The 21,765-nt window shown below is 44.4% G+C and carries 19 protein-coding genes and 1 pseudogene; 11 read left to right on the top strand and 9 right to left on the bottom strand.

Annotation, left to right across the window (positions count from 1 at the left end; translation table 11 throughout):
- Positions 1 to 517 precede the first annotated feature (517 nt).
- A complete protein-coding gene (gene feoB / locus OCU38_RS07855; protein ID WP_261824260.1) occupies positions 518 to 2,788 on the top strand; it encodes a Fe(2+) transporter permease subunit FeoB in 2,271 nt (756 codons plus the stop codon).
- Between the two features lie 153 nt (positions 2,789 to 2,941).
- On the opposite strand, the gene sohB is transcribed toward feoB, so the two are convergent.
- Positions 2,942 to 4,000, bottom strand: coding sequence for a protease SohB (gene sohB / locus OCU38_RS07860; RefSeq protein ID WP_152819736.1), 1,059 nt, complete (start codon positions 3,998 to 4,000; stop codon positions 2,942 to 2,944).
- 88 nt (positions 4,001 to 4,088) lie between these two features.
- Between sohB and OCU38_RS07865 the strand changes: the two genes are divergently transcribed.
- Complete coding sequence (locus tag OCU38_RS07865; RefSeq protein ID WP_261822646.1) at positions 4,089 to 4,829, top strand: YciK family oxidoreductase; 741 nt, start codon at positions 4,089 to 4,091, stop codon at positions 4,827 to 4,829.
- 83 nt (positions 4,830 to 4,912) lie between these two features.
- Positions 4,913 to 5,599 (top strand): SDR family oxidoreductase, encoded by a 687-nt coding sequence (locus OCU38_RS07870; protein ID WP_261822647.1) that lies wholly within the window; start codon positions 4,913 to 4,915, stop codon positions 5,597 to 5,599.
- A gap of 94 nt (positions 5,600 to 5,693) precedes the next feature.
- On the opposite strand, the gene OCU38_RS07875 is transcribed toward OCU38_RS07870, so the two are convergent.
- From OCU38_RS07875 to OCU38_RS07885, 3 genes are all read right to left on the bottom strand, one after another.
- Positions 5,694 to 7,646: a DNA topoisomerase III gene (locus OCU38_RS07875; protein ID WP_261822648.1), complete on the bottom strand. Its 1,953-nt coding sequence runs from the start codon at positions 7,644 to 7,646 to the stop codon at positions 5,694 to 5,696.
- 185 nt (positions 7,647 to 7,831) lie between these two features.
- Positions 7,832 to 8,380, bottom strand: a complete 549-nt coding sequence (locus OCU38_RS07880) for an NAD(P)H nitroreductase (RefSeq protein WP_261822649.1) — start codon at positions 8,378 to 8,380, stop codon at positions 7,832 to 7,834.
- 56 nt (positions 8,381 to 8,436) lie between these two features.
- Positions 8,437 to 10,440 (bottom strand): NADPH-dependent 2,4-dienoyl-CoA reductase, encoded by a 2,004-nt coding sequence (locus OCU38_RS07885; protein ID WP_261822650.1) that lies wholly within the window; start codon positions 10,438 to 10,440, stop codon positions 8,437 to 8,439.
- Between the two features lie 301 nt (positions 10,441 to 10,741).
- Between OCU38_RS07885 and sppA the strand changes: the two are divergent.
- Together sppA and ansA are read left to right on the top strand one after the other, a co-directional pair.
- Positions 10,742 to 12,603: pseudogene (gene sppA / locus OCU38_RS07890) on the top strand (signal peptide peptidase SppA).
- 133 nt (positions 12,604 to 12,736) lie between these two features.
- Positions 12,737 to 13,762 carry an asparaginase gene (gene ansA, locus OCU38_RS07895; RefSeq protein WP_261822651.1) on the top strand — a complete coding sequence of 342 codons (1,026 nt, stop codon included), beginning with the start codon at positions 12,737 to 12,739 and terminating at the stop codon, positions 13,760 to 13,762.
- Between the two features lie 202 nt (positions 13,763 to 13,964).
- Here the strand turns inward: ansA and OCU38_RS07900 are convergent, their stop codons facing one another.
- Both OCU38_RS07900 and msrB read right to left on the bottom strand, forming a co-directional pair.
- A complete protein-coding gene (locus OCU38_RS07900; protein WP_261822652.1) occupies positions 13,965 to 14,270 on the bottom strand; it encodes a YeaC family protein in 306 nt (101 codons plus the stop codon).
- 58 nt (positions 14,271 to 14,328) lie between these two features.
- Entirely contained in the window at positions 14,329 to 14,742 is a 414-nt protein-coding gene (gene msrB, locus OCU38_RS07905; protein ID WP_261822653.1) for a peptide-methionine (R)-S-oxide reductase MsrB, read from the bottom strand.
- A gap of 325 nt (positions 14,743 to 15,067) precedes the next feature.
- Here msrB and gap point away from each other — a divergent pair, with 325 nt between their 5' ends.
- The 4 genes from gap (at position 15,068) to OCU38_RS07925 (ending at position 19,050) form a co-directional block, all read left to right on the top strand.
- The gene (gap, locus tag OCU38_RS07910) at positions 15,068 to 16,063 is read left to right on the top strand and encodes a type I glyceraldehyde-3-phosphate dehydrogenase (RefSeq protein WP_021712662.1); all 996 of its coding nucleotides are present in this window, start codon (positions 15,068 to 15,070) and stop codon (positions 16,061 to 16,063) included.
- Positions 16,064 to 16,211: 148 nt separating this feature from the next.
- Positions 16,212 to 17,096 (top strand): D-hexose-6-phosphate mutarotase, encoded by an 885-nt coding sequence (locus OCU38_RS07915; protein WP_261822654.1) that lies wholly within the window; start codon positions 16,212 to 16,214, stop codon positions 17,094 to 17,096.
- 131 nt (positions 17,097 to 17,227) lie between these two features.
- A complete protein-coding gene (gene rlmA / locus OCU38_RS07920) occupies positions 17,228 to 18,064 on the top strand; it encodes a 23S rRNA (guanine(745)-N(1))-methyltransferase (protein WP_261824261.1) in 837 nt (278 codons plus the stop codon).
- A gap of 17 nt (positions 18,065 to 18,081) precedes the next feature.
- Positions 18,082 to 19,050, top strand: coding sequence for a ChaN family lipoprotein (locus tag OCU38_RS07925; protein ID WP_261822655.1), 969 nt, complete (start codon positions 18,082 to 18,084; stop codon positions 19,048 to 19,050).
- 3 nt (positions 19,051 to 19,053) lie between these two features.
- On the opposite strand, the gene OCU38_RS07930 is transcribed toward OCU38_RS07925, so the two are convergent.
- A complete protein-coding gene (locus OCU38_RS07930) occupies positions 19,054 to 19,491 on the bottom strand; it encodes a YcgN family cysteine cluster protein (protein ID WP_315972564.1) in 438 nt (145 codons plus the stop codon).
- 175 nt (positions 19,492 to 19,666) lie between these two features.
- On the opposite strand from OCU38_RS07930, the gene OCU38_RS07935 reads away from it, so the two are divergent.
- Both OCU38_RS07935 and aqpZ read left to right on the top strand, forming a co-directional pair.
- Positions 19,667 to 19,918: a YkgJ family cysteine cluster protein gene (locus OCU38_RS07935; protein WP_152819724.1), complete on the top strand. Its 252-nt coding sequence runs from the start codon at positions 19,667 to 19,669 to the stop codon at positions 19,916 to 19,918.
- A gap of 84 nt (positions 19,919 to 20,002) precedes the next feature.
- Positions 20,003 to 20,686, top strand: coding sequence for an aquaporin Z (aqpZ, locus tag OCU38_RS07940; RefSeq protein ID WP_261822657.1), 684 nt, complete (start codon positions 20,003 to 20,005; stop codon positions 20,684 to 20,686).
- A 71-nt stretch (positions 20,687 to 20,757) separates the two neighbouring features.
- Here aqpZ and recR read toward each other — a convergent pair whose 3' ends face one another.
- Positions 20,758 to 21,357 carry a recombination mediator RecR gene (gene recR / locus OCU38_RS07945; protein ID WP_023402780.1) on the bottom strand — a complete coding sequence of 200 codons (600 nt, stop codon included), beginning with the start codon at positions 21,355 to 21,357 and terminating at the stop codon, positions 20,758 to 20,760.
- A gap of 16 nt (positions 21,358 to 21,373) precedes the next feature.
- A complete protein-coding gene (locus OCU38_RS07950; RefSeq protein WP_021712651.1) occupies positions 21,374 to 21,703 on the bottom strand; it encodes a YbaB/EbfC family nucleoid-associated protein in 330 nt (109 codons plus the stop codon).
- Positions 21,704 to 21,765 lie beyond the last annotated feature (62 nt).

Below are 21,765 nucleotides of genomic sequence, written 5' to 3' on the forward strand. Positions count from 1 at the left end.
TCGAGAGCGCGCATATTATAGTGGTTATTAGGCAGTGGTGCGAGGAAAGTTTGTCAAAGATTAGTAAGCAAATTAGCGTGATACCGCTCGCCCGTGACCGCATGCCTGATTTATACCCTGCTTAACGACAATCACGGCATGACGATGGGATCGTAAATGCATTTTTTCTAAGTTGCATAAACAACAGCTCATGAACTCTTGGCTCAAAAAAGGCTGTCTATCCACACACATCCAACCTATAAAGCGAACCGTAAAAGAGAGTGATTATCATTTACTGCATATAAGTTCTCACTTTTCCCTTTGAAATAACGCATTTTTGCCTTTCATCATGATGTATTTTCATTAACCTTACTCTTTGCAATGCTAATGAAAATAATTGGCATTTAATTTATGAAACAAACAACTTAAGTTTAGAGCAAGATAGCAAAGTCAAACATATACAACACATCTCTCAATCTGTTTATCGTTTGGCAATGATCTCTTCTAGTACAAATCACACATCTATCGAGGTAGCATGATGGAATATTCAATCCTCACTGTTGGTAACCCTAATAGCGGGAAAACCACGTTATTCAATGCTTTTACTGGCGCGAATCAAAGAGTCGGTAACTGGGCTGGGGTGACAGTTGAGAAGAAAACGGGACGCTATGAATTAGCCGGTGATCAGTTCGTGTTAACCGATTTACCCGGAATTTATTCACTAGATAGCGGTAATGATGTTAATAGTGTCGATGAAATGATTGCCTCTAGTGCGGTTCTTTCTACTCCAGCCGATATTATTATCAATGTTATTGATGCAACCTGTCTTGAACGTAGTTTATATATGACGATGCAACTGCGTGAGCTTGGTCGCCCTATGGTGGTCATACTAAACAAGATGGATTCGGTTGAAAAAGAAAAACGTAAGATCAACCTTAAGGGGCTTTCTAAAGCGATTGGTTGTCCGGTATTAGCCGTTAGTGCAACTAATCAGCATGAAGTAAATACTCTTAAGACTGATTTACATCACATGCTCGCGCAAGGTGTTCACACTCAACCATTAGATTTAGAGTACGGAGAAGAGCTGCAGTCTTATATCCAAGATATTTCTAGCTTATTCGATTATGACTTAGTTTCACCACGCGCTATTGCGATACGTGCTTTGGAACAAGATCAATTAATTTTGAAGAATTCGTCCTCTGCCGCGCAACAGAAAATCAAACAAATACACAGCACCAGTCGCTTAGATATTGAAATGCTGATTGCGGATGTGAAATATTCTTTTGTGCATGAAATTACTAAGGTCAATTGTCATCAAGTAGGCCGATTAAGCCGCAGTATCAGTGAAAAGATTGATGCTATCGTTCTCAACCGTTGGTTAGGTGTACCTATCTTCTTCGGTGTGATGTACCTAATGTTCATGTTCTCGATTAATGTTGGCAGTGCATTCCAAGACTTTTTTGACATTGCATTTGGCACTGTATTAGTGGATGGCGCACATTATCTGTTAGACGGTAATTTACCCGCATGGTTAGTGACTATCGTTGCCAATGGTATTGGCGGTGGTATTCAACTGGTTGCCACTTTTATACCTGTTATTGGTGGGCTATATCTATTTCTAACCCTGCTTGAAGGTTCTGGCTATATCTCTCGCGCCGCCTTTATTTTAGATAAAGTCATGTTAAAAGTAGGCCTGCCGGGTAAAGCCTTTGTTCCGTTGGTACTTGGGTTTGGATGTAACGTGCCCGCGATTATGGCAAGCCGTACACTAGACCAAGAAAGAGAGCGTCGTCTTGCGGCATCTATGGCGCCATTCATGTCTTGTGGTGCTCGTTTACCCGTCTACGCTTTGTTTGCTGCGGCATTCTTTCCAAGCTCTGGACAAAATATTGTCTTTATTCTTTATTTCTTAGGTATTGTGGCAGCAATATTTACTGGCTTGATCCTGAAATACACTATTTACCCGGGGAATAACGACAGTTTCATCATGGAAATGACGGACTACGAGATCCCGCAAATTAAAAACGTATTGATAAAAACTTGGCACAAATTAAAACGCTTTGTGTTTGGTGCGGGTAGAACCATTGTCGTGGTGGCCGCCATTTTAAGTTTTGTTAACTCAATCGGTGTTGATGGCACTTTTGGTAATCAGGACAGTAATAACTCTGTATTGTCAAAAGCGGCAGAATGGGTGACTCCTGTATTTGAACCTATGGGTATCGAACAAGACAACTGGCCTGCCACCGTAGGTATTGTGACCGGTATTTTTGCGAAAGAAACCGTTGTGGGCTCGTTAAATAGCCTCTATACCACACCAGCAGATGACAATGCCGAATATGACCTTTTTGGCAGTTTAAAAGATGCCGTAATGTCTATCCCTGAAAATCTAGCCGGCATCAATCCAGCCGACCCATTTAACCTTCAGGTAGGTGATGTCGATGACACGGCCGCCGCCGCAGAAGAGCAAGATGTGGATGTATCAATATTTAGCAATCTTCGTCATAGATTTGGCTCTGCCGATTCCGCGTTTGCTTACTTGATTTTTATTCTTCTCTATACGCCTTGTGTGGTGGCTATCGGTGCTTATGTGCGTGAATATGGCGCTAAGTTTGCTCGATTTATTGCGATTTGGACATTTAGTTTAGCCTACTTAAGTGCGGTGCTTTATAAACAAATCACCAGCTTTAACCAACACCCTGCATACAGCAGTAGTTGGATAGTCGCGATTATAATTATTGGTTTGGCTACTTTCTTTGGCTTGAAGTGGAAAGCAAGCAAAGACGAAAGTTTAAATATCGAAGCGATATAATCAAGCTATATAAGCTGAGATAAGGGCAAACTCCCCTAGCCAAAACAAACTAGGGGAATAAACTTAAAACGCTGCATATAAAAGGGCTCTAGATGTCACCATCTAGAGCCCTACGTTTATTTTAAAGCCAGCTTGTGTACAGTTAAAAGAGGCTTACAAAATCGGTCTTTGACCGCGCTGAACCCACTTCAACAATACAGAATCGGTCGCTTCGGCCGCTGCTTTACCAAACTTGTCCGCCAGTTTCTTTTTCTGCACGTAATGAACGGCAAGTACCGTTTTGTCTTTACACGCTTCTACTACTAAATCATCCGAGGTTTGTACTTTATCAATCAAGCCAAGATCAAGGGCTTGAGAGCCATACCAGTGCTCACCTGTTGATACTTTTTCAAGCTCAAGTTCAGGGCGACGTTCACGAATGAAATCTTTAAACAATACGTGAGTCTCTTCCAATTCTTGTTTGAATTTCTCACGCGCTTTATCGGTATTCTCGCCAAACATGGTTAATGTGCGTTTGTATTCGCCCGCGGTCATTTGCTCAAATTCAATGTTGCTCTTTTTCAACAATTTATTGAAGTTAGGAATTTGCGCGATAACGCCAATAGAACCGACAATCGCAAACGGTGCGCCGACAATTTTATCTGCCACACACGCCATCATATAGCCGCCACTCGCCGCCACTTTATCTACTGAAATAGTCAAAGGAATGTTGGCCGCTTTAATGCGATCTAATTGAGAGGCTGCTAGGCCATAGCCATGCACCATACCGCCGCCCGATTCAAGACGAACTAGCACTTCATCGCCTTCACGGGCACAAGCTAGAATTGCAGTGATCTCTTCACGTAGATTGGTCACTTCTTTAGCATCAATACTGCCAATAAAGTCTAAGACAAACAGATGTGGTTTACGTATTGAGTCTAGCTCCCCACCTTTCACTGCTTCTTTTATCTCTTTTTCACGCGCTTTTTCTTCTTCTTTACGCTGTTTTTTGGTCGCTTTATCACGAGCTTTTAGAAAGGCTTCATCATGTAGATGATGTTCCATTAACTCAATGTTTTGCTCATGACGTTCAGACAAATTAGTCACTTCCAGTGAACCTTTACTGCCGCCTTTGCTTGAGGTGGATTTAGCAATCAGCAAAATCGCGATAATAGCCGCGACAAACGTAACAATTTTAGCCAAAAACAGGCCGTAATCTAACAAAAATTCCAATGTCTTGTCCCTGAAGATAAATATTGTTGTATTGTAACTCTCTATTCATCTTCGTTAAATCAAAACCGCATACAAAAGGACTCAGATTGTGGATTACGCAGTTGCAACTGACGCTTTAAAAAATAAAGTTATTCTCGTGACAGGTGCCGGAGACGGCATAGGTAAACAAGCTGCTCTTTCTTACGCTGAGCATGGCGCTACCGTGATTCTATTGGGGCGCACCGTCAATAAGCTTGAGCAAACTTACGATGACATCGTTAATGCTGGCTACCCAGAGCCTGCGATTATTCCATTGGATATGCAGGGTGCAAGCAAACAGCACTATGTGGATATGGCAGACACCATTGAAGGACAATATGGCAAGCTAGATGGCCTATTACACAATGCTGGCGTACTTGGCATGATCAGCCCATTTGATCAAATTGAAGAAAGTACTTTTGATGAAGTGATGCAAATCAATGTCAAAGCGCAATTTATGATGACTCAAGCCTTATTGCCTTTGATTAAAAAAGCCGAGTTTGGCCGCATTGTATTTACCTCATCCACTGTCGGCCATATCGGGCGTGCACTATGGGGCAGTTATGCAATTTCTAAGTTTGCTACCGAAGGCATGATGCAAGTGCTGTCTGATGAATTAAGCAATTCTAACGTGCGTGTGAATGCCATCAACCCCGGCGCAACTCGCACCTCAATGCGTGCAGGCGCTTACCCTGCTGAAGACGCATCTAAACTCAAAACCCCGTTAGATATCATGCCCCTTTATTTATATTTAATGAGCGAGCAATCACAAGATATTAGCGGTTTGTGTGTGGACGCTCAGCCGAAGTAGCCACTCACTATAATGAGATAGTCTCCGCTTGTTTGGCTGTGCTATCTCAATTTATAAAAAGGAACCAGCGTACAGGAGGCATTATGCGCACAGTGTTAATTACAGGTGCCAATCGTGGCATCGGGCTTGGACTGACCATCCATTACTTGAAAATGGGCGTGGACGTTGTCGCCACCTACCGCACCCAAGCCACCAGCGAAGAGCTACTCGCCCTTTGTGCAACCTATGAAAACTTGCGAGTCAGACAACTTGATGTCACAGATTATGCGGCAGTAACACTGTTTGTGAATCAGTTTGAAAAGTTGGATCTGTTGATCAACAACGCAGGATATTACGGGCCGAAAGGCAGCGGTTTTGGCAATATAGACGTAGAAGAGTGGCGTAAAGTATTTGAAATCAATTCCATTGCTCCACTTAAATTAGTCGAAGCCCTCTACCCTGTTCTACAAAAAAGCACCGAAAAACGCATCGCTATTTTATCCTCTCGCGTTGGTAGCATGGCTGAAAACACCTCTGGCGGTGGATACATTTATCGCTCATCAAAAGCGGCGGTCAATTCGGTGGTTAAAAGCCTACATAACGATCTTAACGAGCAGGATTTCACTGTATTAGCTTTGCATCCGGGCTGGGTAAGAACGCAAATGGGCGGGCCAAATGCGCTGATTGACGTTGCAGAGTCGGTACAAGGGTTAGTTAACGTTATCGAGCACTCGACACCAGAGCAATCGGGTGGCTTTTTCAATTACGATGGCAAGCATATTGCTTGGTAGAAATATATTATTTGGTAAAGGCTTATATTGTCGACTAACCATCGAGACGCTGTAACGCTCAAATCAAATAGCGAAACCCTATCGTTGAAAAGCACTAGCGTTTAGGCGTCGATTTAGTCGGTGTTTTCTTACGGCTCACTCGACGCTTTTTATACGCGGGCTTCTTCACCTCTGGCAATGAACGTAGCGAATCAGGGACTGGGCCTGTTTTGGCGGTATCCATTAGCTGCGCCAATTGTTGCTGCAACTGAGCAATAAAAGGCTGATAGGCTTGTTTCTTCTCAGCCATATCTTGCAACTGCTTTTCCCAATGCGCAGTAAGATCTGGATAGGTCGATAAATCAGGCAAGGCTTCAACCAACCCTTTTCCAGCAGGCGTACTCAGCACAGATTTACCACTGCGCATCAGTAGTGCTCGCTTAAACAAAGTATCTAATATGCCAGCGCGAGTGGCTTCTGTGCCAATGCCGTCGGTTTCTCGTAGAATCTTTTTCAGCGAACTGTCTTGTACAAAACTTCCTATGCCGGTCATCGCTTGTAGCAATGTCGCTTCGGTAAAATGTTTTGGCGGCTCAGTTTTCTTACTTTTGATTTCACCTTCTCGGCAAGTCAGTTGTTGCCCTTTTTCCAGTGCAGGTACTAGCGGTGCTTGCGACTCTTTATTGGCGCTGTCTTTTCTAGCCGGAAAAAGCACTTTCCAACCGGGTAGCAATAACTGACGACCAGAGGCGGTAAACTTGCCACCTAAAATATCAAACTCTAATTTAGATTCGGCATATTCTGCTGGCGGATAAAACTGCATTAAATATTGAGTGGCGATAAGTTGGTAAACTTTTGCTTCTTGCGCAGGAAGATTATTGGCTTTTTTCGGCGTAGGGATAATCGCGTGGTGGGCATCCACTTTAGCATCGTTCCACGCTTTTGAGCGCAGTGATAAATCGGCGTTCGCCACCGCCGTTTGTTGATCTGCTGTATTGGCTAAAATCACATCACAAACGGATTTTGCTTCTTTAAAGTGTTCTTTCGGTAAATAGCGACAGTCTGAACGAGGGTATGTGATCACTTTATATTTTTCATAGAGCGACTGACACAAATCCAATACCTGCTGCGCACTCATGTTATAGCGCTTGGAGGCATCTATCTGTAAAGCACTGAGCGAATACGGTAATGGCGGCGCTTGCTTAGTTTTTTTCTGCTCCGATTTGACCACAACCGCAGGCTGACCTTTGATGCGATTGGCGACGTTTTCTACCAATGGCAAGCTCAAAACCCGCCCATCTTCATCGAGCCATTTTTCACAGGCTTCGCTAGGCACCCATTTGGCACGAATATCAAAAGCTTGATTGCCATCTTGATACGGGATTAATGCATCTAGAGTAAAATAGTCTCGCGGCACAAAGTTTTCGATTTCGCGGTCTCGACGCACCACCAGACCTAATACTGGGGTTTGAACCCTTCCCACTGACAGCACGCCGTTGTAGCCAGCTTTTTTCCCAAGCAATGTATAAGCGCGGGACATATTCATGCCATACAACCAATCGGCGCGAGAGCGCGCCAATGCAGACACTGACAGAGGTACAAACTCACGATTACTGCGCATATTTGTCAGCGAACGTTTTACCGCCGCCAAGTTTAAATCACTAATCAGTAAACGCTGCGCTGATTCTTTTTTGGTTTTGCTGACCTTACAATAATCAAACACCTCATCCACCAGCAATTGCCCTTCTCGGTCAGGATCGCCTGCGTTGACTATCTGTTGTGATGATTTAAGCAACTTTTTTACCACCGCCAATTGTTTGGCGGCACTTTTGCGAGGTCTGAGTTGCCACTGTTCGGGAATAATCGGCAGATCCGCCAGATCCCAGCGTTTATATTTAGGATCGTACACATCGGGTTCGACCTGCTCTAACAGATGTCCAATACACCAAGTCACTATGTCGCCATTGCCACATTCGATATAACCTTGACCGTTTTTATGTGGTCTAGGCAGTGCACTGGCGATAGCGCGACCTAAGCTGGGTTTCTCTGCTACAAAAAGTCGAGTCATAGAGGGGGAACTAAGTTGAAATAAGTACTGGATAAATATACATAGCCAGTACTTTAAGTGCAAGAATGATTAAAGCATTATCTTGCCACCGGCCTCATTTCAATTCAGAGAATCCAAATAAGGCAGGGAAAAGTGAGACAGATAAAATATAACGTTATAACAACAATGCCTATTTACGTTCAGAACTATAAATATTCAACAAATTGATCAAGCTCGCGTATCGGCGCTTTTGCTTCCACACAATCGGCTGTGCCTAAATATAAGAAACCAACGATTTTATCTTTGCCTTGCAAGCCCAGTGCGCTAGCCACATTGTCATCAAACATCCAAGTGCCAGAGCGCCAAAAGCCTTGAAAACCCTGTGCAACGGCGGCCATTTGCATGGCTTGCGCGGCGCAACCTGCCGACAAGTATTGTTCAAATTCAGGGACTTTTGGATGTGGTTTGGTTTTGGCAATCACAGTGATCACCATTGGCGCGCGAAACGGAGCGTTAGACAGTTTTTCAATAACGCTCGGCTCGGCATTAGATTTATGCGCGGCTGACACCAAAATATCCGCCAGTTTTTGCAAGCCTTCACCTTGTGAAATCACAAAACGCCACGGGGTTAATCCGCCATGATCTGGCGCTCTAAGCCCTGCTCTTAAAATATTATCTAGCGCTTCACCACTAGGAGCTGGCGTTGATAACTTTGCTATTGAGCGGCGATTTAATAAAAGATCCAGTGCGTCCATGTCATTCATTCCACAGTTAAATTTTAAAACTCAAACAGTGTAACATCTAAATGAGACTAGATCTTAATTGCAATTTCAAAGCCTTGACGAATCGCACGCACCGCATCCAACTCTCCGGCATACTCAGCCCCACCAATGACGTGTACATGTTCTTCCCGTTCTGACCAATGCTCCTCAAAAGGGCGCACTGATTCTTGACCTGCGCAGACCACCACACTATCGGCATCGAGCAGTTGTTGTTCGCCTTTTATTGAGATATGCAAACCTGCATCATCCCATTTCTGATAGCCTACTCCGCCAAGCAAATGTACGCCGCGTTTTTTCAATGTGGCTCTATGTACCCAACCTGTGGTTTTACCGGGACCTTTGCCCACCGTGCCTTCTTTACGTTGCAGTAGCCATACTTCTGTTTTGGAATGGATTTCTGGGAACGGGTATAACCCGCCCGCATGATTGTATTCTTGATCTATGCCCCACTCATGCATCCATTCTTGCAGTGAGAACCGACTAGGCTCAGTGAGCATAGTAGCAACATCAATGCCAACGCCGCCAGCACCTATAACTGCAACTTTTTCCCCTAAGTAGCTTTTATCACGAATAAGGGTTTGATAGTCATACACTTTGCTGCTTTCAGACAAACCTTCGATATCAATCTGACGAGGTTTAACCCCAGTTGCCATGATAATTTCATCGTACTCTTGTAGCACTTGTGCGGAGGCTTCAGTATTGAGCATCAGACGCACGCCATATTTGTCCAATTGATTGGCAAAATAACGAATGGTCTCTCTAAATTCTTCCTTACCCGGAATTTGCATTGCCAGCCTAAATTGCCCGCCAATACGATCATTTTTTTCTATCAGATGTACCGTGTGCCCGCGCTTGGCGCAATATAAGGCCGCGCTAAGTCCAGCAGGGCCAGCGCCAACCACTGCAACTCGCTTGCGCAGAGTGGCTTTAACAATCGGCATTTCAGTTTCGTAGCACGCTCTTGGGTTGACCATGCAACTGGCACGCTTACCCTTAAAGGCATTATCAAGGCAGGCTTGATTACATCCAATGCAGGTATTAATTAATTCGGGTTCATTGTTTTGCGCTTTGAGCACAAATTCAGGATCAGCCAAAAACGGACGCGCCATCGATACCATATCTGCTGCACCTTGCGCGATAATTTGCTCGGCTTGATCTGGGCTGTTAATACGATTGGTTGCAATCACCGGAATAGAAACGTGCGGTTTGATCTTATTGGTCACCCAAGTAAAGGCACCTCTTGGCACTGAGGTGACAATTGTAGGCACTCGCGCCTCATGCCAACCAATACCGGTATTAATAATAGTTACGCCTGCCGCTTCCAGTTCCTTGGCAAGCAAAATCACATCCTCAAGCGTACTGCCTTCTTCGACCAAATCGAGCATAGACAGACGAAAGATAATAATAAAATCTTCACCCGCAGAGCGGCGAATTGCCTTAACTATCTCAAGAGGAAAACGCATTCGGTTTTGATAACAGCCGCCCCACTCATCATCACGCTGATTGGTGCGTTTACAGATGAATTGATTGATCAAATATCCTTCGGAGCCCATTACTTCTACGCCGTCATAACCCGCTTCTTTAGCAAGAGCCGCGCTATTGGCATAATCTTCGATGGTATTTTTGACCTGACGAGAGCTCATTTCACTAGGAGCAAACTTAGCGATGGGCGCTTTGGCAGGCGTCGAGCTTTGCGCTAAGGGATGATAACCATAACGACCAGCGTGCAGTAATTGCAGGGCTATTTTGCCTTGATGACGGTGCACAGCCTCCGTAATTACTTTGTGTGCTTGGGCGTGTTTGGCGCGGCTAAATTGCGCCGCCGTGGGGTACAAGCGTCCACGCAGGTTTGGCGAAAAGCCTCCCGTAACAATAATACCCACACCACCTTTGGCGCGCTCTTCATAAAAAGCAGCTAACTTTTGTAGCCCTTTAACACTATCCTCAAGCCCTGTGTGCATTGAGCCCATCAATACTCGGTTTTTTAATTGTGTAAACCCTAGATCAAGAGGTTGAAGAAGGTTTGGGTACATAGCATCCCCTGTTGGCTTTTTATACTCTGGTCTGACCACGATAAGACGCAATTATCAATATGGCAAATATAATTTTACATTTCGATAACAAAACTCAGAATAAGTCACAATCTTGAGAAGTATTTTTCATAAATGAAAACCCTGAATTCATCCCGCAACAAGTCCATTGTAGGTCTATGATTTTATTTGACTCTTTTGCATAATTAACGCTCGGTAATTTGTGATCAGCGCAATTATCACTTAGCATTAATAATCATCCCCCCTAACTCTCTGATTATTGAAGGATCAGGCGGAGAATATAATGAAAACACTGTTTCGCTTTATAGGTAAGATCGTAAAAGGAATTTGGAAGATAATTACCTTTACCCGTATTGCCCTAGCAAACCTTCTATTTATCCTTGCTATTGCCGTTATCTATTTTAGTTTTTCTCAAGTAGATACCAAAGACCAAGCCTCTGTGGCCGATAAAGAACCCAAAGCATTGGTACTAAACCTTTCTGGAAAAATTGTTGAAGGTCGTAGTTTCGTCAACCCAATGGACTCACTTACTGGTTCTTTGCTCGGCAAAGATATGCCACAAGAAAATGTCTTATATGACATTCGAGAAACCATACGCCATGCCGCCAGTGACAGTAATGTTTCCGGTTTAGTGCTTAGCCTTAAGCGCATGCCAGAAACCAATCTGACTAAACTGCGCTATATTGCTAAAGCGCTCAATGAATTCAAATCCAGTGGCAAGCCAATTTATGCCATCGGGGATTTTTACAATCAAAGCCAATACTACCTAGCCAGCTATGCGGATAAGATTTACCTTTCTCCCGATGGTGGCGCATTGCTAAAAGGCTATAGCTCATACACTTTGTATTACAAAACCTTACTCGATAACCTCGACGTGAATACGCATGTATTTAAAGTCGGTACTTACAAGTCAGCGGTAGAACCTTTTACTCGCAACAATATGTCTAAGCCTGCTAAAGAAGCGGCCAGCGTTTGGTTGGGTCAATTGTGGGGTGCTTATGTTGAAGATGTGGCACGTAACCGTCACATTGATAAAGCAACACTGAACCCAAGTATGGACGGATTTATCAGTGAATTTGAACAAGCTAAGGGCGATCTTGCTCAACTGGCTGTCAAACTGAAAATGGTGGATGAATTAGCCCCACACGTCAACAAGCGCGCGCGGCCATGATTGAGGCGTTTGGTGGGGACGAAGAACACGGTTTTAAAGCCGTTGACTACTACACCTACAAAGATCAAATCACTAAACCTACTGTTCAATCTGATAACGAAATTGCAGTAATCGTTGCCAGCGGCGCGATTATGGATGGTAAGCAACAAGGAAGCTCAATTGGCGGAGACACCACTGCTGCGCTCATTCGTAAAGCGCGCCTTGATGATAAGGTAAAAGCATTAGTGCTACGTGTGGACAGCCCAGGGGGCAGTGCATTTGCCTCAGAGGTAATTCGCAACGAAATTATGGCATTTAAAGCGACCAATAGACCTGTGGTTGTGTCTATGTCTAGCCTTGCCGCTTCTGGCGGTTACTGGATTTCAATGTCAGCCGATGAGATTTTAGCCCAGCCAACTACGCTAACAGGCTCGATTGGTATCTTTAGCGTTATCACTACCTTTGAAAAAGGGCTAAATAAATACGGCGTCTACAGTGATGGTCTAGGCACTTCCCCACTCTCGGGTGTTGGCCTTACCTCTGGCTTAAATGAAGGCGCTAAACGCGCTATGCAGTTAGGCATCGAAAATGGCTACCGCCGCTTTACAGGACTTGTAGCAGAGAACCGTCATCTTGATCCAAAAGCGGTTGAAAGCATTGCTGAAGGTCGAGTATGGACAGGTCAAGACGCGGTTGAACGAGGATTAGTGGATTCCATTGGCGACTTTGATGACGCAATTGTTCGCGCTGCAAGCTTAGCTAAAATTGATACTTACTCGCTCAACTGGCTACAAAAATCGTTAACGCCAGCTCAGCAGTTCTTACAAGACTTTAGCAAACGCATCTCTGTGTCTCTTGGAGTGGACATTAATACTTGGCTACCAAGCTCATTAGTGCCATTGGCAAGCAAAGTGCAACAAGACCTCAGTTTGATGAGTGAGTTTAACGATCCGAAAGGTTATTACACTTTGTGTTTACCTTGTCAGGTTGAGTAAACGCAAATAATCTGAATTTAAGCCCAGCCTCGCTGGGCTTTTTTATTTTTATGCTTTTGAGCTCACATTGCTTGCCCGTCCAAATCCGCTATACTGCGCGTCATTCCGTTATCTGCAATAAGCGCCTGCATTTATGTCTCAAAATAGCACTCGTAAACACATCTATATCGCCTACACTGGCGGCACCATTGGTATGCAAAAATCAGGAAAAGGATATGTTCCTGTTGCCGGTTTTATGGAATCACAACTTGCAGGTATGCCTGAGTTTAACCGTCCAGAAATGCCACTTTATACCATTCATGAGTACGCTCCTCTGATTGATTCTTCTGACATGACTCCTGCTGATTGGCAACAAATTGCCAATGACATCAAGCAAAACTACGACAAATACGATGGCTTTGTGATTTTGCATGGTACAGACACCATGGCTTACACCGCCTCCGCTTTATCATTTATGTTTGAGAACTTGAGCAAGCCTGTAATTGTGACTGGCTCGCAAATTCCATTGGCTGAATTGCGCTCGGATGGACAAGCTAACCTGCTCAACGCATTACACATTGCCGCCAATTACCCAATTAATGAAGTAACGCTCTTCTTCAACAACCAATTGATGCGTGGTAACCGAAGCACTAAATCACACGCTGATGGTTTTTCGGCATTTACCTCACCAAACTTACCACCTCTTTTGGAAGCAGGGATCAACATTCAAGTCAGCGCGCACGCCGCCGTTGATGCCAAACCTGTTGGTGAATTTAAAGTGCACACCATTACTCCGCAACCTATCGGGGTTATCACTATGTATCCGGGGATTTCACATGAAGTGATCCGCAATACTCTGAGACAACCGGTCAATGCGATGATTCTGCTCACCTTTGGCGTGGGTAATGCGCCGCAAAACCCTGAGTTGTTAGGTCACTTAAAAGAAGCCTCTGAGCGTGGCGTCATTGTGGTTAACCTAACTCAGTGTCTGGCAGGTAAAGTAAACATGGGCGGCTACGCCACAGGCTGTGCCTTAGCCGATGCGGGTGTCATCAGTGGTTATGACATGACACCGGAAGCGGCACTCGCCAAACTGCACTTTTTACTGAGCCAAGGGCTGGCTTACGAAGAGATAAAAACACAAATGCATCGTGTATTGCGCGGTGAAATGAGCCTGTAAGCAAGCAAACCTCACTTAAATACCGAGCACAAAACAAACACCAGAGTCGACAAATAGCCATTAATGGCGTCGACTCTGGCACTTTTAACAAATCCTTACAATTTGTACCGATAAGGCTGTTTTTCAGTTTAGATGGCTATAATTAGGCTAAATGGGTGCGAAAATGGGGATAAATGCCTATAAACTGCCGCTAACTTCATGCTCAATCGAGTTTTACTTTAGTGATGGTCTCTTGCTCAGTAAACTGACGTTTTAACTCACTTTTCGACTTAAAACTGATCTCACCACCTGCCGCGACCGTCATATGTTGCGCATCAATATTATGCTTACTTTGATACAGCATAATTGCCTGCTGGCAGTACGCACGCTGCTCTTCACTCAAGGTAGCACCTTCTGGCCAACGTCCTGTTTCTACAGCAAAAGTTAGCCTTTGATACGCTTGTGGAGTGATGGCATCGATCATCTGTTCCACACTGGGCTTTTCTTGATTTGATTGTTCCTGACTCATATCCTGACTCATAGTTTCCCTCTAAAGTTATCCACGCTCACTGACATCCGCGATACGCTTAACCCTGTTCATTCCCTTCATCGTTAAATTTCAAAGATACTGAATTGACACAATAGCGTTCACCTGTGGTTTCAGGGCCGTCGGTGAATACATGTCCAAGGTGGCTATCGCATTCGGCGCAACGTATCTCGACACGCTTCATACCAAAGCTATTGTCCTCGATATAACGAATCGCCTCGTTTGACACTGGCGCATCAAAACTTGGCCAACCACAGCCAGAGTCGTATTTATTGTCAGACTTAAACAATAACGAATGACAACAGGTACATAAGTAATCTCCCGACGCTCTATTGTGCAATAATTTACCGCTATAAGGGGCTTCGGTGCCCTGTTCTCGGCAAACTCTGTACTCTTCCCTGCTTAATTTTTGACGCCATTCTTGCTCGGTCGTCGTGTTGTTACCTTTGCTCAAATCGGGTCCTACTGTGTTTAATGAAATTTATGTTTTGAACACTTGCCTCACGTCGTGTTGTAGCACATACTTCCCTCCACTTATGTGAAATAGTTAGTAATTTGCGTTTCAACATGATGTTTTGTAGCGCAACGCACATTTTTTTGGCTCAAAGCCTTCAAATAAGTGCAATAAATCACCATCTGCAATCATATGAACGATAAGATCGTATTTTTTTTTGACTTTAAACAAAATAAACTTGATTATCTATTGCGGAAGGAAACTGAGTTTTGTAACTTCAATACCAGTTTATAATTAATCTAAAATAAGTTGTGGAGCAACTATAATGACTATCAAAGTAGGTATTAACGGTTTTGGCCGTATCGGCCGTTTCGTATTCCGTGCAGCTCAAGAACGTAACGACATCGAAGTAGTAGGTATTAACGACCTAATCGACGTAGATTACATGGCTTACATGCTAAAATACGACTCAACTCACGGTCGCTTTAACGGCACTGTTGAAGTTAAAGACGGTAACCTAATCGTAAACGGCAACACTGTACGTGTTACTGCTGAGCGCAACCCAGAAGACCTTAAGTGGAACGAAATCGGTGTTGACGTTGTTGCTGAAGCAACTGGTCTTTTCCTAACTGACGAGACTGCACGTAAGCACATCACTGCAGGCGCTAAGAAAGTTGTTCTAACTGGTCCTTCAAAAGACGCTACTCCAATGTTCGTTAACGGCGTTAACTTCGACACTTACGCTGGTCAAGACATCGTTTCTAACGCTTCTTGTACTACTAACTGTCTAGCACCTATCGCTAAAGTTCTTAACGACACATTCGGTATCGAGTCTGGTCTTATGACTACAGTTCACGCTACTACAGCAACTCAAAAAACTGTAGATGGTCCTTCTGCTAAAGACTGGCGTGGTGGTCGTGGTGCTTCTCAAAACATCATCCCATCTTCAACTGGTGCTGCTAAAGCTGTAGGCGTTGTACTTCCTGAAGTAAACGGCAAACTAACTGGTATGGCTTTCCGCGTACCAACTGCTAACGTTTCTGTAGTTGACCTAACAGTTAACCTAAAAACAGGTGCTTCTTACGAAACTATCTGTGCAGCAATGAAAGAAGCTTCTGAAGGCGCTCTTAAAGGCGTTCTTGGTTACACTGAAGATGCAGTTGTTTCTCAAGACTTCATCGGCGAAACTTGTACTTCAGTATTTGATGCTAAAGCTGGTATCGCTCTAACTGATAACTTCGTTAAAGTTGTATCTTGGTACGATAACGAAATCGGTTACTCAAACAAAGTTCTAGACCTAATCGCTCACATCTCTAAGTAAGCATTAGTTAAGAAATTTGCGTAAGGCGGCTCTCGAGTCGCCTTTTTTTTGTCAATTTTTAGGGCAAAAGAACACTTGCTAGTTCAACGCAGAACTTGGGCTGTTGGATCCGCAAACATAGGTATGCCCTTTTTTGTGAGAACTCAATATGGATGTATATCAACTCCCCGCAGTGGCGGTACTTTCTGACAACGTCACTATTGCTCAGCACGAGCAACTTAAAATTGTCCGCGTAATACATGAAAAAGCACGCGCAGCAATCACCCTTCACGGCGGTCACGTCATCTCTTATATTCCAGAAGGCCAACAAGAAGTTATCTGGATGAGCGAACAAGCTAATTTTGATGGCAAAGCAGCACTTCGTGGTGGGATCCCTGTATGTTGGCCATGGTTTGGTCGAGTAGCCGCACCTGCACACGGTTTTGCTCGCACCGCGCAATGGCAACTCATTGAACATCGTGAAAATGACAGTGGCGTCATTATCAGTCTTGGTCTTAACGCTAGCGAAGAGACAAAAGCTATATGGCCACATCAATTTGAAGCTGTGCTTAACGTAGAGGTGGGTGACGAGCTTAAAGTAAGCTTGGTAATGACCAACACCGACAACACTGACTGGCGCTTCTCTGCCGCGCTTCACACTTACCTTAATCTCTCTGATATTGAGAAAGTAGAAACCCGAGGTATGGGCCCTGAATACATCGATAGCTTAAACGATGCAGCCCTAACCCAAGGTGAAGATGTGCTGACTCTGACCGATACTATCGATCGTGTTTACACTCAGCCTAAACCACTCATTACTCTAAGTGACCCTGATTTTAAACGCGATATCATCGTAGAAAATCAAGGTGCAAACTCAGCAGTAATATGGAACCCTTGGGCTGACGGCGCTAAAGGTATGGGCGATATGCAAGATGACGGCTACAAAACATTCCTTTGTATTGAGTCGAGCCATCATGCACCTAGCCTAGAAGCGGGCACAGTGGTGAAAGCCGGTGATAGCTACACCTTATCGACAACGATTCGCTGTCAATAAGCGCTTAAGTGGCTTCAGCTCTAGAATTGAAGCCACTTTCCTCTCTATTTTATCTTCACGCTTTGTATAACCGTTGTCTCGCTCTGCAATTCCGACTACTATCTGCTTAACATTTTTTGACTCCAGTGATTATGATTTACGCCTGCCCTCTTTGCTCACAGCCTTTAACGTTAGATTCTCGAACTTTTAAGTGCTCAAACAACCACATGTTCGACAAAGCCAAAGAAGGTTACGTAAACCTAATGCCTGCGCACCATAAGCATTCAAAAAACCCCGGTGACAGCAAAGAGATGATGCAATCTCGTCGCGCTTTCCTAGAGTCTGGACACTACCAAAAACTGCAACAGCAACTGGCGAATACCGTGCAGCAGTCCATCACAAATTCTGTAGCAAATCCCTTAGAACATAGCGAACAGCCGACTATCCTAGATATTGGTTGCGGTGAGGGATATTACACCAATGAAATAGCAAATACATTGGGCGAGAGTGCGCAAGTTTACGGCTTAGATATCGCAAAAGTAGCGGTGCGCTATGCCTCAAAACGGTATGCCAATTGCCACTTTAGCGTTGCCTCTAGCTATAAACTGCCGTTTAACGATCACAGCCTAGATGCCATCGTTAAAGTGTATGCGCCGAGCAAGCAAGAAGAGCTATTACGTTGCCTAAAACCGGGCGCAGTTTTAGTGACCGTGACTCCGGGCGCGAGACACCTGTATCAGCTTAGAGAACGTATTTATCAAGAAGTGCGCTTGCACGAAGAACAAGCGGATGAATTTGCAGGGCTAGAATTGATTGAGCAAGCTAAACTCAATTATTCAATGCAGCTTGTCGATGGACAAGCGTTTGATTTACTGCAAATGACGCCATTTGCTTGGAAAGCGTCACCCGAATTACAAGCTGAGCTAAAACAATGCACCAGTTTTGACTGTGAAGCCGATTTTAATATTCAAACCTATCGGGTCATTTAATCTATGGGAGAGTAGAAATGCGCATACAAATGTTAAGTGTACTTCTGCTCTTCGTTTTACCGAACTCAATTGCCAACGCACTTGCCAGCAACGCCGCCTCTCCTATTCACACCTTTTACGATTATCAGCTTTATTCCGCCATTTCCAAAGACGCGCCGCAAACAACAGCAAAACCATTAACCTCGCTACCCAGTACCATCATCAATGCTGATGTTGTGTTAGTGGGCGAATGGCACAGTCATTCTGCAATACACAGATTTCAAGCCGAGCTTTACCAGAAATTGCTTGAGCACAACACGCAGGTCGCCCTTTCGATGGAGCAATTTAGCCGTCCAGTGCAAAACGTATTGGATCAATATCTTAAAAGTGAGATTGGTGAATTAGCATTAATTGCACATGCCAAAGCATGGCCCAATTACAGCAGTGATTATCGCGCTCTTGTAGAACAAGCCAAATCAGAAAGTATGCCTGTCATTGCCGCTAATGCGCCAAGAGAGATAGTGCGATGTATCGGGCAAGTCGGTGTCGATTATCTTGAGAGTTTAAACGCAGAACAACGCCAAACTATCGCCGCCAATCTGGATATTACTGATAGGCCGTATAAAAACAATTTCCAACAGGTGATGGAAGGCGTTGAGCAAGCAAGCATTGAGAAAATGTACGCCGCGCAGGTAGCATGGGATGAAACCATGGCCGAAAGTATCGCCATGCACCACGCCAAATATCCCCACCAGCAAATACTGCATATTGCCGGAAGATTCCACGTAGAAAATGGAATGGGTATCGCCTATTCACTGCATAAACGCGCCCCTAAACTGAAAATCGTATTGATCACTCCGGTATCATCGCTGGATGAACCACTAGGCATGAGCCAATACCCAGAGCATCGCCTACTGGTATTGCCCTTGCCGACACAAGTGATGAATACTCATGAGCATGGCGGTTTTAGTCATCCACACTCAAGTAGTCAGCCTGATTGTCAGTAGCGATTATCGGTTGGGATGATTCAAAATGTGGTCTTCCCAATCCACAACATCAATCTCATACACCACTTTATTTCGCACACTTTCACCTGCGGCGTGCATGGCGGATTTTGAGCCTGTGATTAATGGGTGCCATGATGGCAGTGGTTTACCTTCGGAAAATAAGCGGTAGGCGCAGGTTTCTGGCAGCCAGTGGAATTCATGGATCTTGTCACGGGTCAGTTTTAGGCACTCTTCGCCTGATTCAAAACGATTTGGGTAATCTTTACAGCCACAGGTTTTACTGTTTAGCCAACTGCACGCGACATTGGTGTAATACACTTCGTCGCTGTCTTCATCCATTAATTTGTGCAGACAACATTTACCACAGCCATCACAAAGAGCTTCCCATTCTTGTTCGCTCATTTGTTCTAGGGTTTTTGTTTGCCAAAATGGAGAAGTCATCATTAATTTACCGTCGTGAACTTGGAGGCGTTTTATACCTATTTGACGCCTAAAATACAAGCAAAAGCGATAATCAAAGGCTTACAAGTCTAGTTTGCACGGTTTGAGTAAAACTTCTTTCAATCTTGATAAATATGTTGATAATCCACTCTTTGAATTTTTGAGACCAAATTGTATGGAATGTCGACTGTATTGCGGGGCGTGCTGTATTGCACCGAGTATCTCTAGTAGTTTCCCGCTACACCCGCATGGGAAAAAAGCAGGTGAACGTTGTAAGCAACTCACCGATGACAATCTATGCAAGCTATTTGGTAAAGAAGAACGTCCTGATGTTTGCCATGATTTCAAGGCTGCAAAATGGGTTTGCGGTGAAGACTCCAAACAAGCTATTGAGATCCTTACAGAACTTGAATACATTACCGCCTGAATAAATATCCACGGAAACTTTGCCTATATGGCAAATAGCGTATATTTTTATTTTCAGAACTCAACTAGATTCAAAGGATGTTTTATGAACAAGTACATGGCCGAGCTAATTGGCACATTTTGGTTAGTGCTAGGCGGTTGTGGTAGTGCTGTATTAGCGGCTGGCATTCCTGATTTAGGTATTGGATACCTAGGTGTCGCTCTTGCATTCGGTTTAACTGTGGTCACTATGGCGTTCGCTATCGGTCACATTTCAGGCTGTCACTTAAACCCTGCAATTACTGTAGGACTATGGGTGGGTGGTCGCCATGAGACTAAAGATGTGATCCCTTACATTGTTGCTCAAGTGATTGGTGGCATCGTTGCTGGTGGCGTTTTATACATCATTGCCACTGGTAAAGCGGGCGCAGATATTGGCAGCTTCGCAACCAATGGTTATGGAGAGCACTCCCCGCACGGCTATAGCATGCTAGCGGCACTGGTAACTGAAATCACCCTAACGGCGGTATTCTTGTTTGTCATTATGGGCGCAACAGATAAACGCGCTGCACCAGGTTTTGCGCCACTGGCTATTGGTCTTTGCCTAACCTTAATCCACCTTATCAGTATTCCAGTAACCAACACATCTGTTAACCCAGCTCGTAGTACAGCGGTTGCGGTGTATGTCGGTGATTACGCCCTTAGCCAATTATGGCTATTCTGGGTTGCCCCTATTATTGGCGGCATTATCGGTGCTCTGGTATATAAAACTGTAGTTGGTAAAGAATAATTATTTCAGTCCTATCGATATGAAAAAGGCCGTTTAGTTAAAAACTAAACGGCCTTTTTATTAGTTTGCTTTTACAGCTTATGTCGCCCTAAAAGAGAGTGCGAAAGCGTAGTGCCATCCACCAAATCTAGCTCTCCACCAACAGGTACACCGTGCGCGATGCGCGAAGCACCCACTTGATGAATATGGCAAAGCTCAGCGATATATTGCGCCGTGGCCTCGCCTTCGACTGTTGGGTTAGTGGCTAGAATCACTTCTTTGATTTCGCCTTCTTGCAGCTTAAAATCCAGCTTATCTAGGCCAATATCACTAGGCCCGATACCGTCAAGCGGTGAAAGATGCCCCATCAGCACAAAATACAGTCCTGAATACTGACCTGTTGCCTCTACTGCCGCAATATCCGCAGGACTTTCTACCACACATATTTGTCCGGTTTGCTGTCTTTTAGGGTTACTACAAATATGACAAACATCATTTTCAGTAAAAGTACGGCATTCGCCACAGTGACCCACTTCGGTCATTGCTTGACTGAGTGCATCGGCAAGCTTAACCCCGCCGCTTCGGTCTCTTTGCAATAAATGAAAGGCCATACGCTGCGCCGACTTGGGACCCACCCCAGGTAGACAACGTAAGGCCTCCATCAATTGTTCCAGCATATTACTGGTACGCATTGAATTAAATTCTGCGTTAGAACGGCATTTTCATGCCTGGTGGTAGTTGCATACCGCCAGTCACACCCGCCATTTTTTCTTTTTGAGTCTCTTCAACGCGACGTGCTGCATCGTTAAATGCTGCTGCAATCAAGTCTTCAAGCATCTCTTTGTCGTCTTCCATCAAGCTTTCATCAATGTCGACACGACGTACGTTATGGCTGCCTGTAATGGTTACTTTTACAAGACCTGCGCCTGATTCGCCAGTCACTTCCATTTGTGCGATTTCTTCTTGAAGTTTCGCCATACGATCTTGCATTTGCTGGGCTTGCTTCATTAGGTTGCCCATACCGCCTTTTCCAAACATTCTGAATCTCTCTTTGATATCGGTATTGATAATTACTATTAAAAGTGGGGGCTATTCTACCC

Origin of the sequence: Vibrio neonatus, assembly GCF_024346975.1 — a bacterium.
GTDB classification, from domain to species: Bacteria; Pseudomonadota; Gammaproteobacteria; order Enterobacterales; family Vibrionaceae; genus Vibrio; species Vibrio neonatus.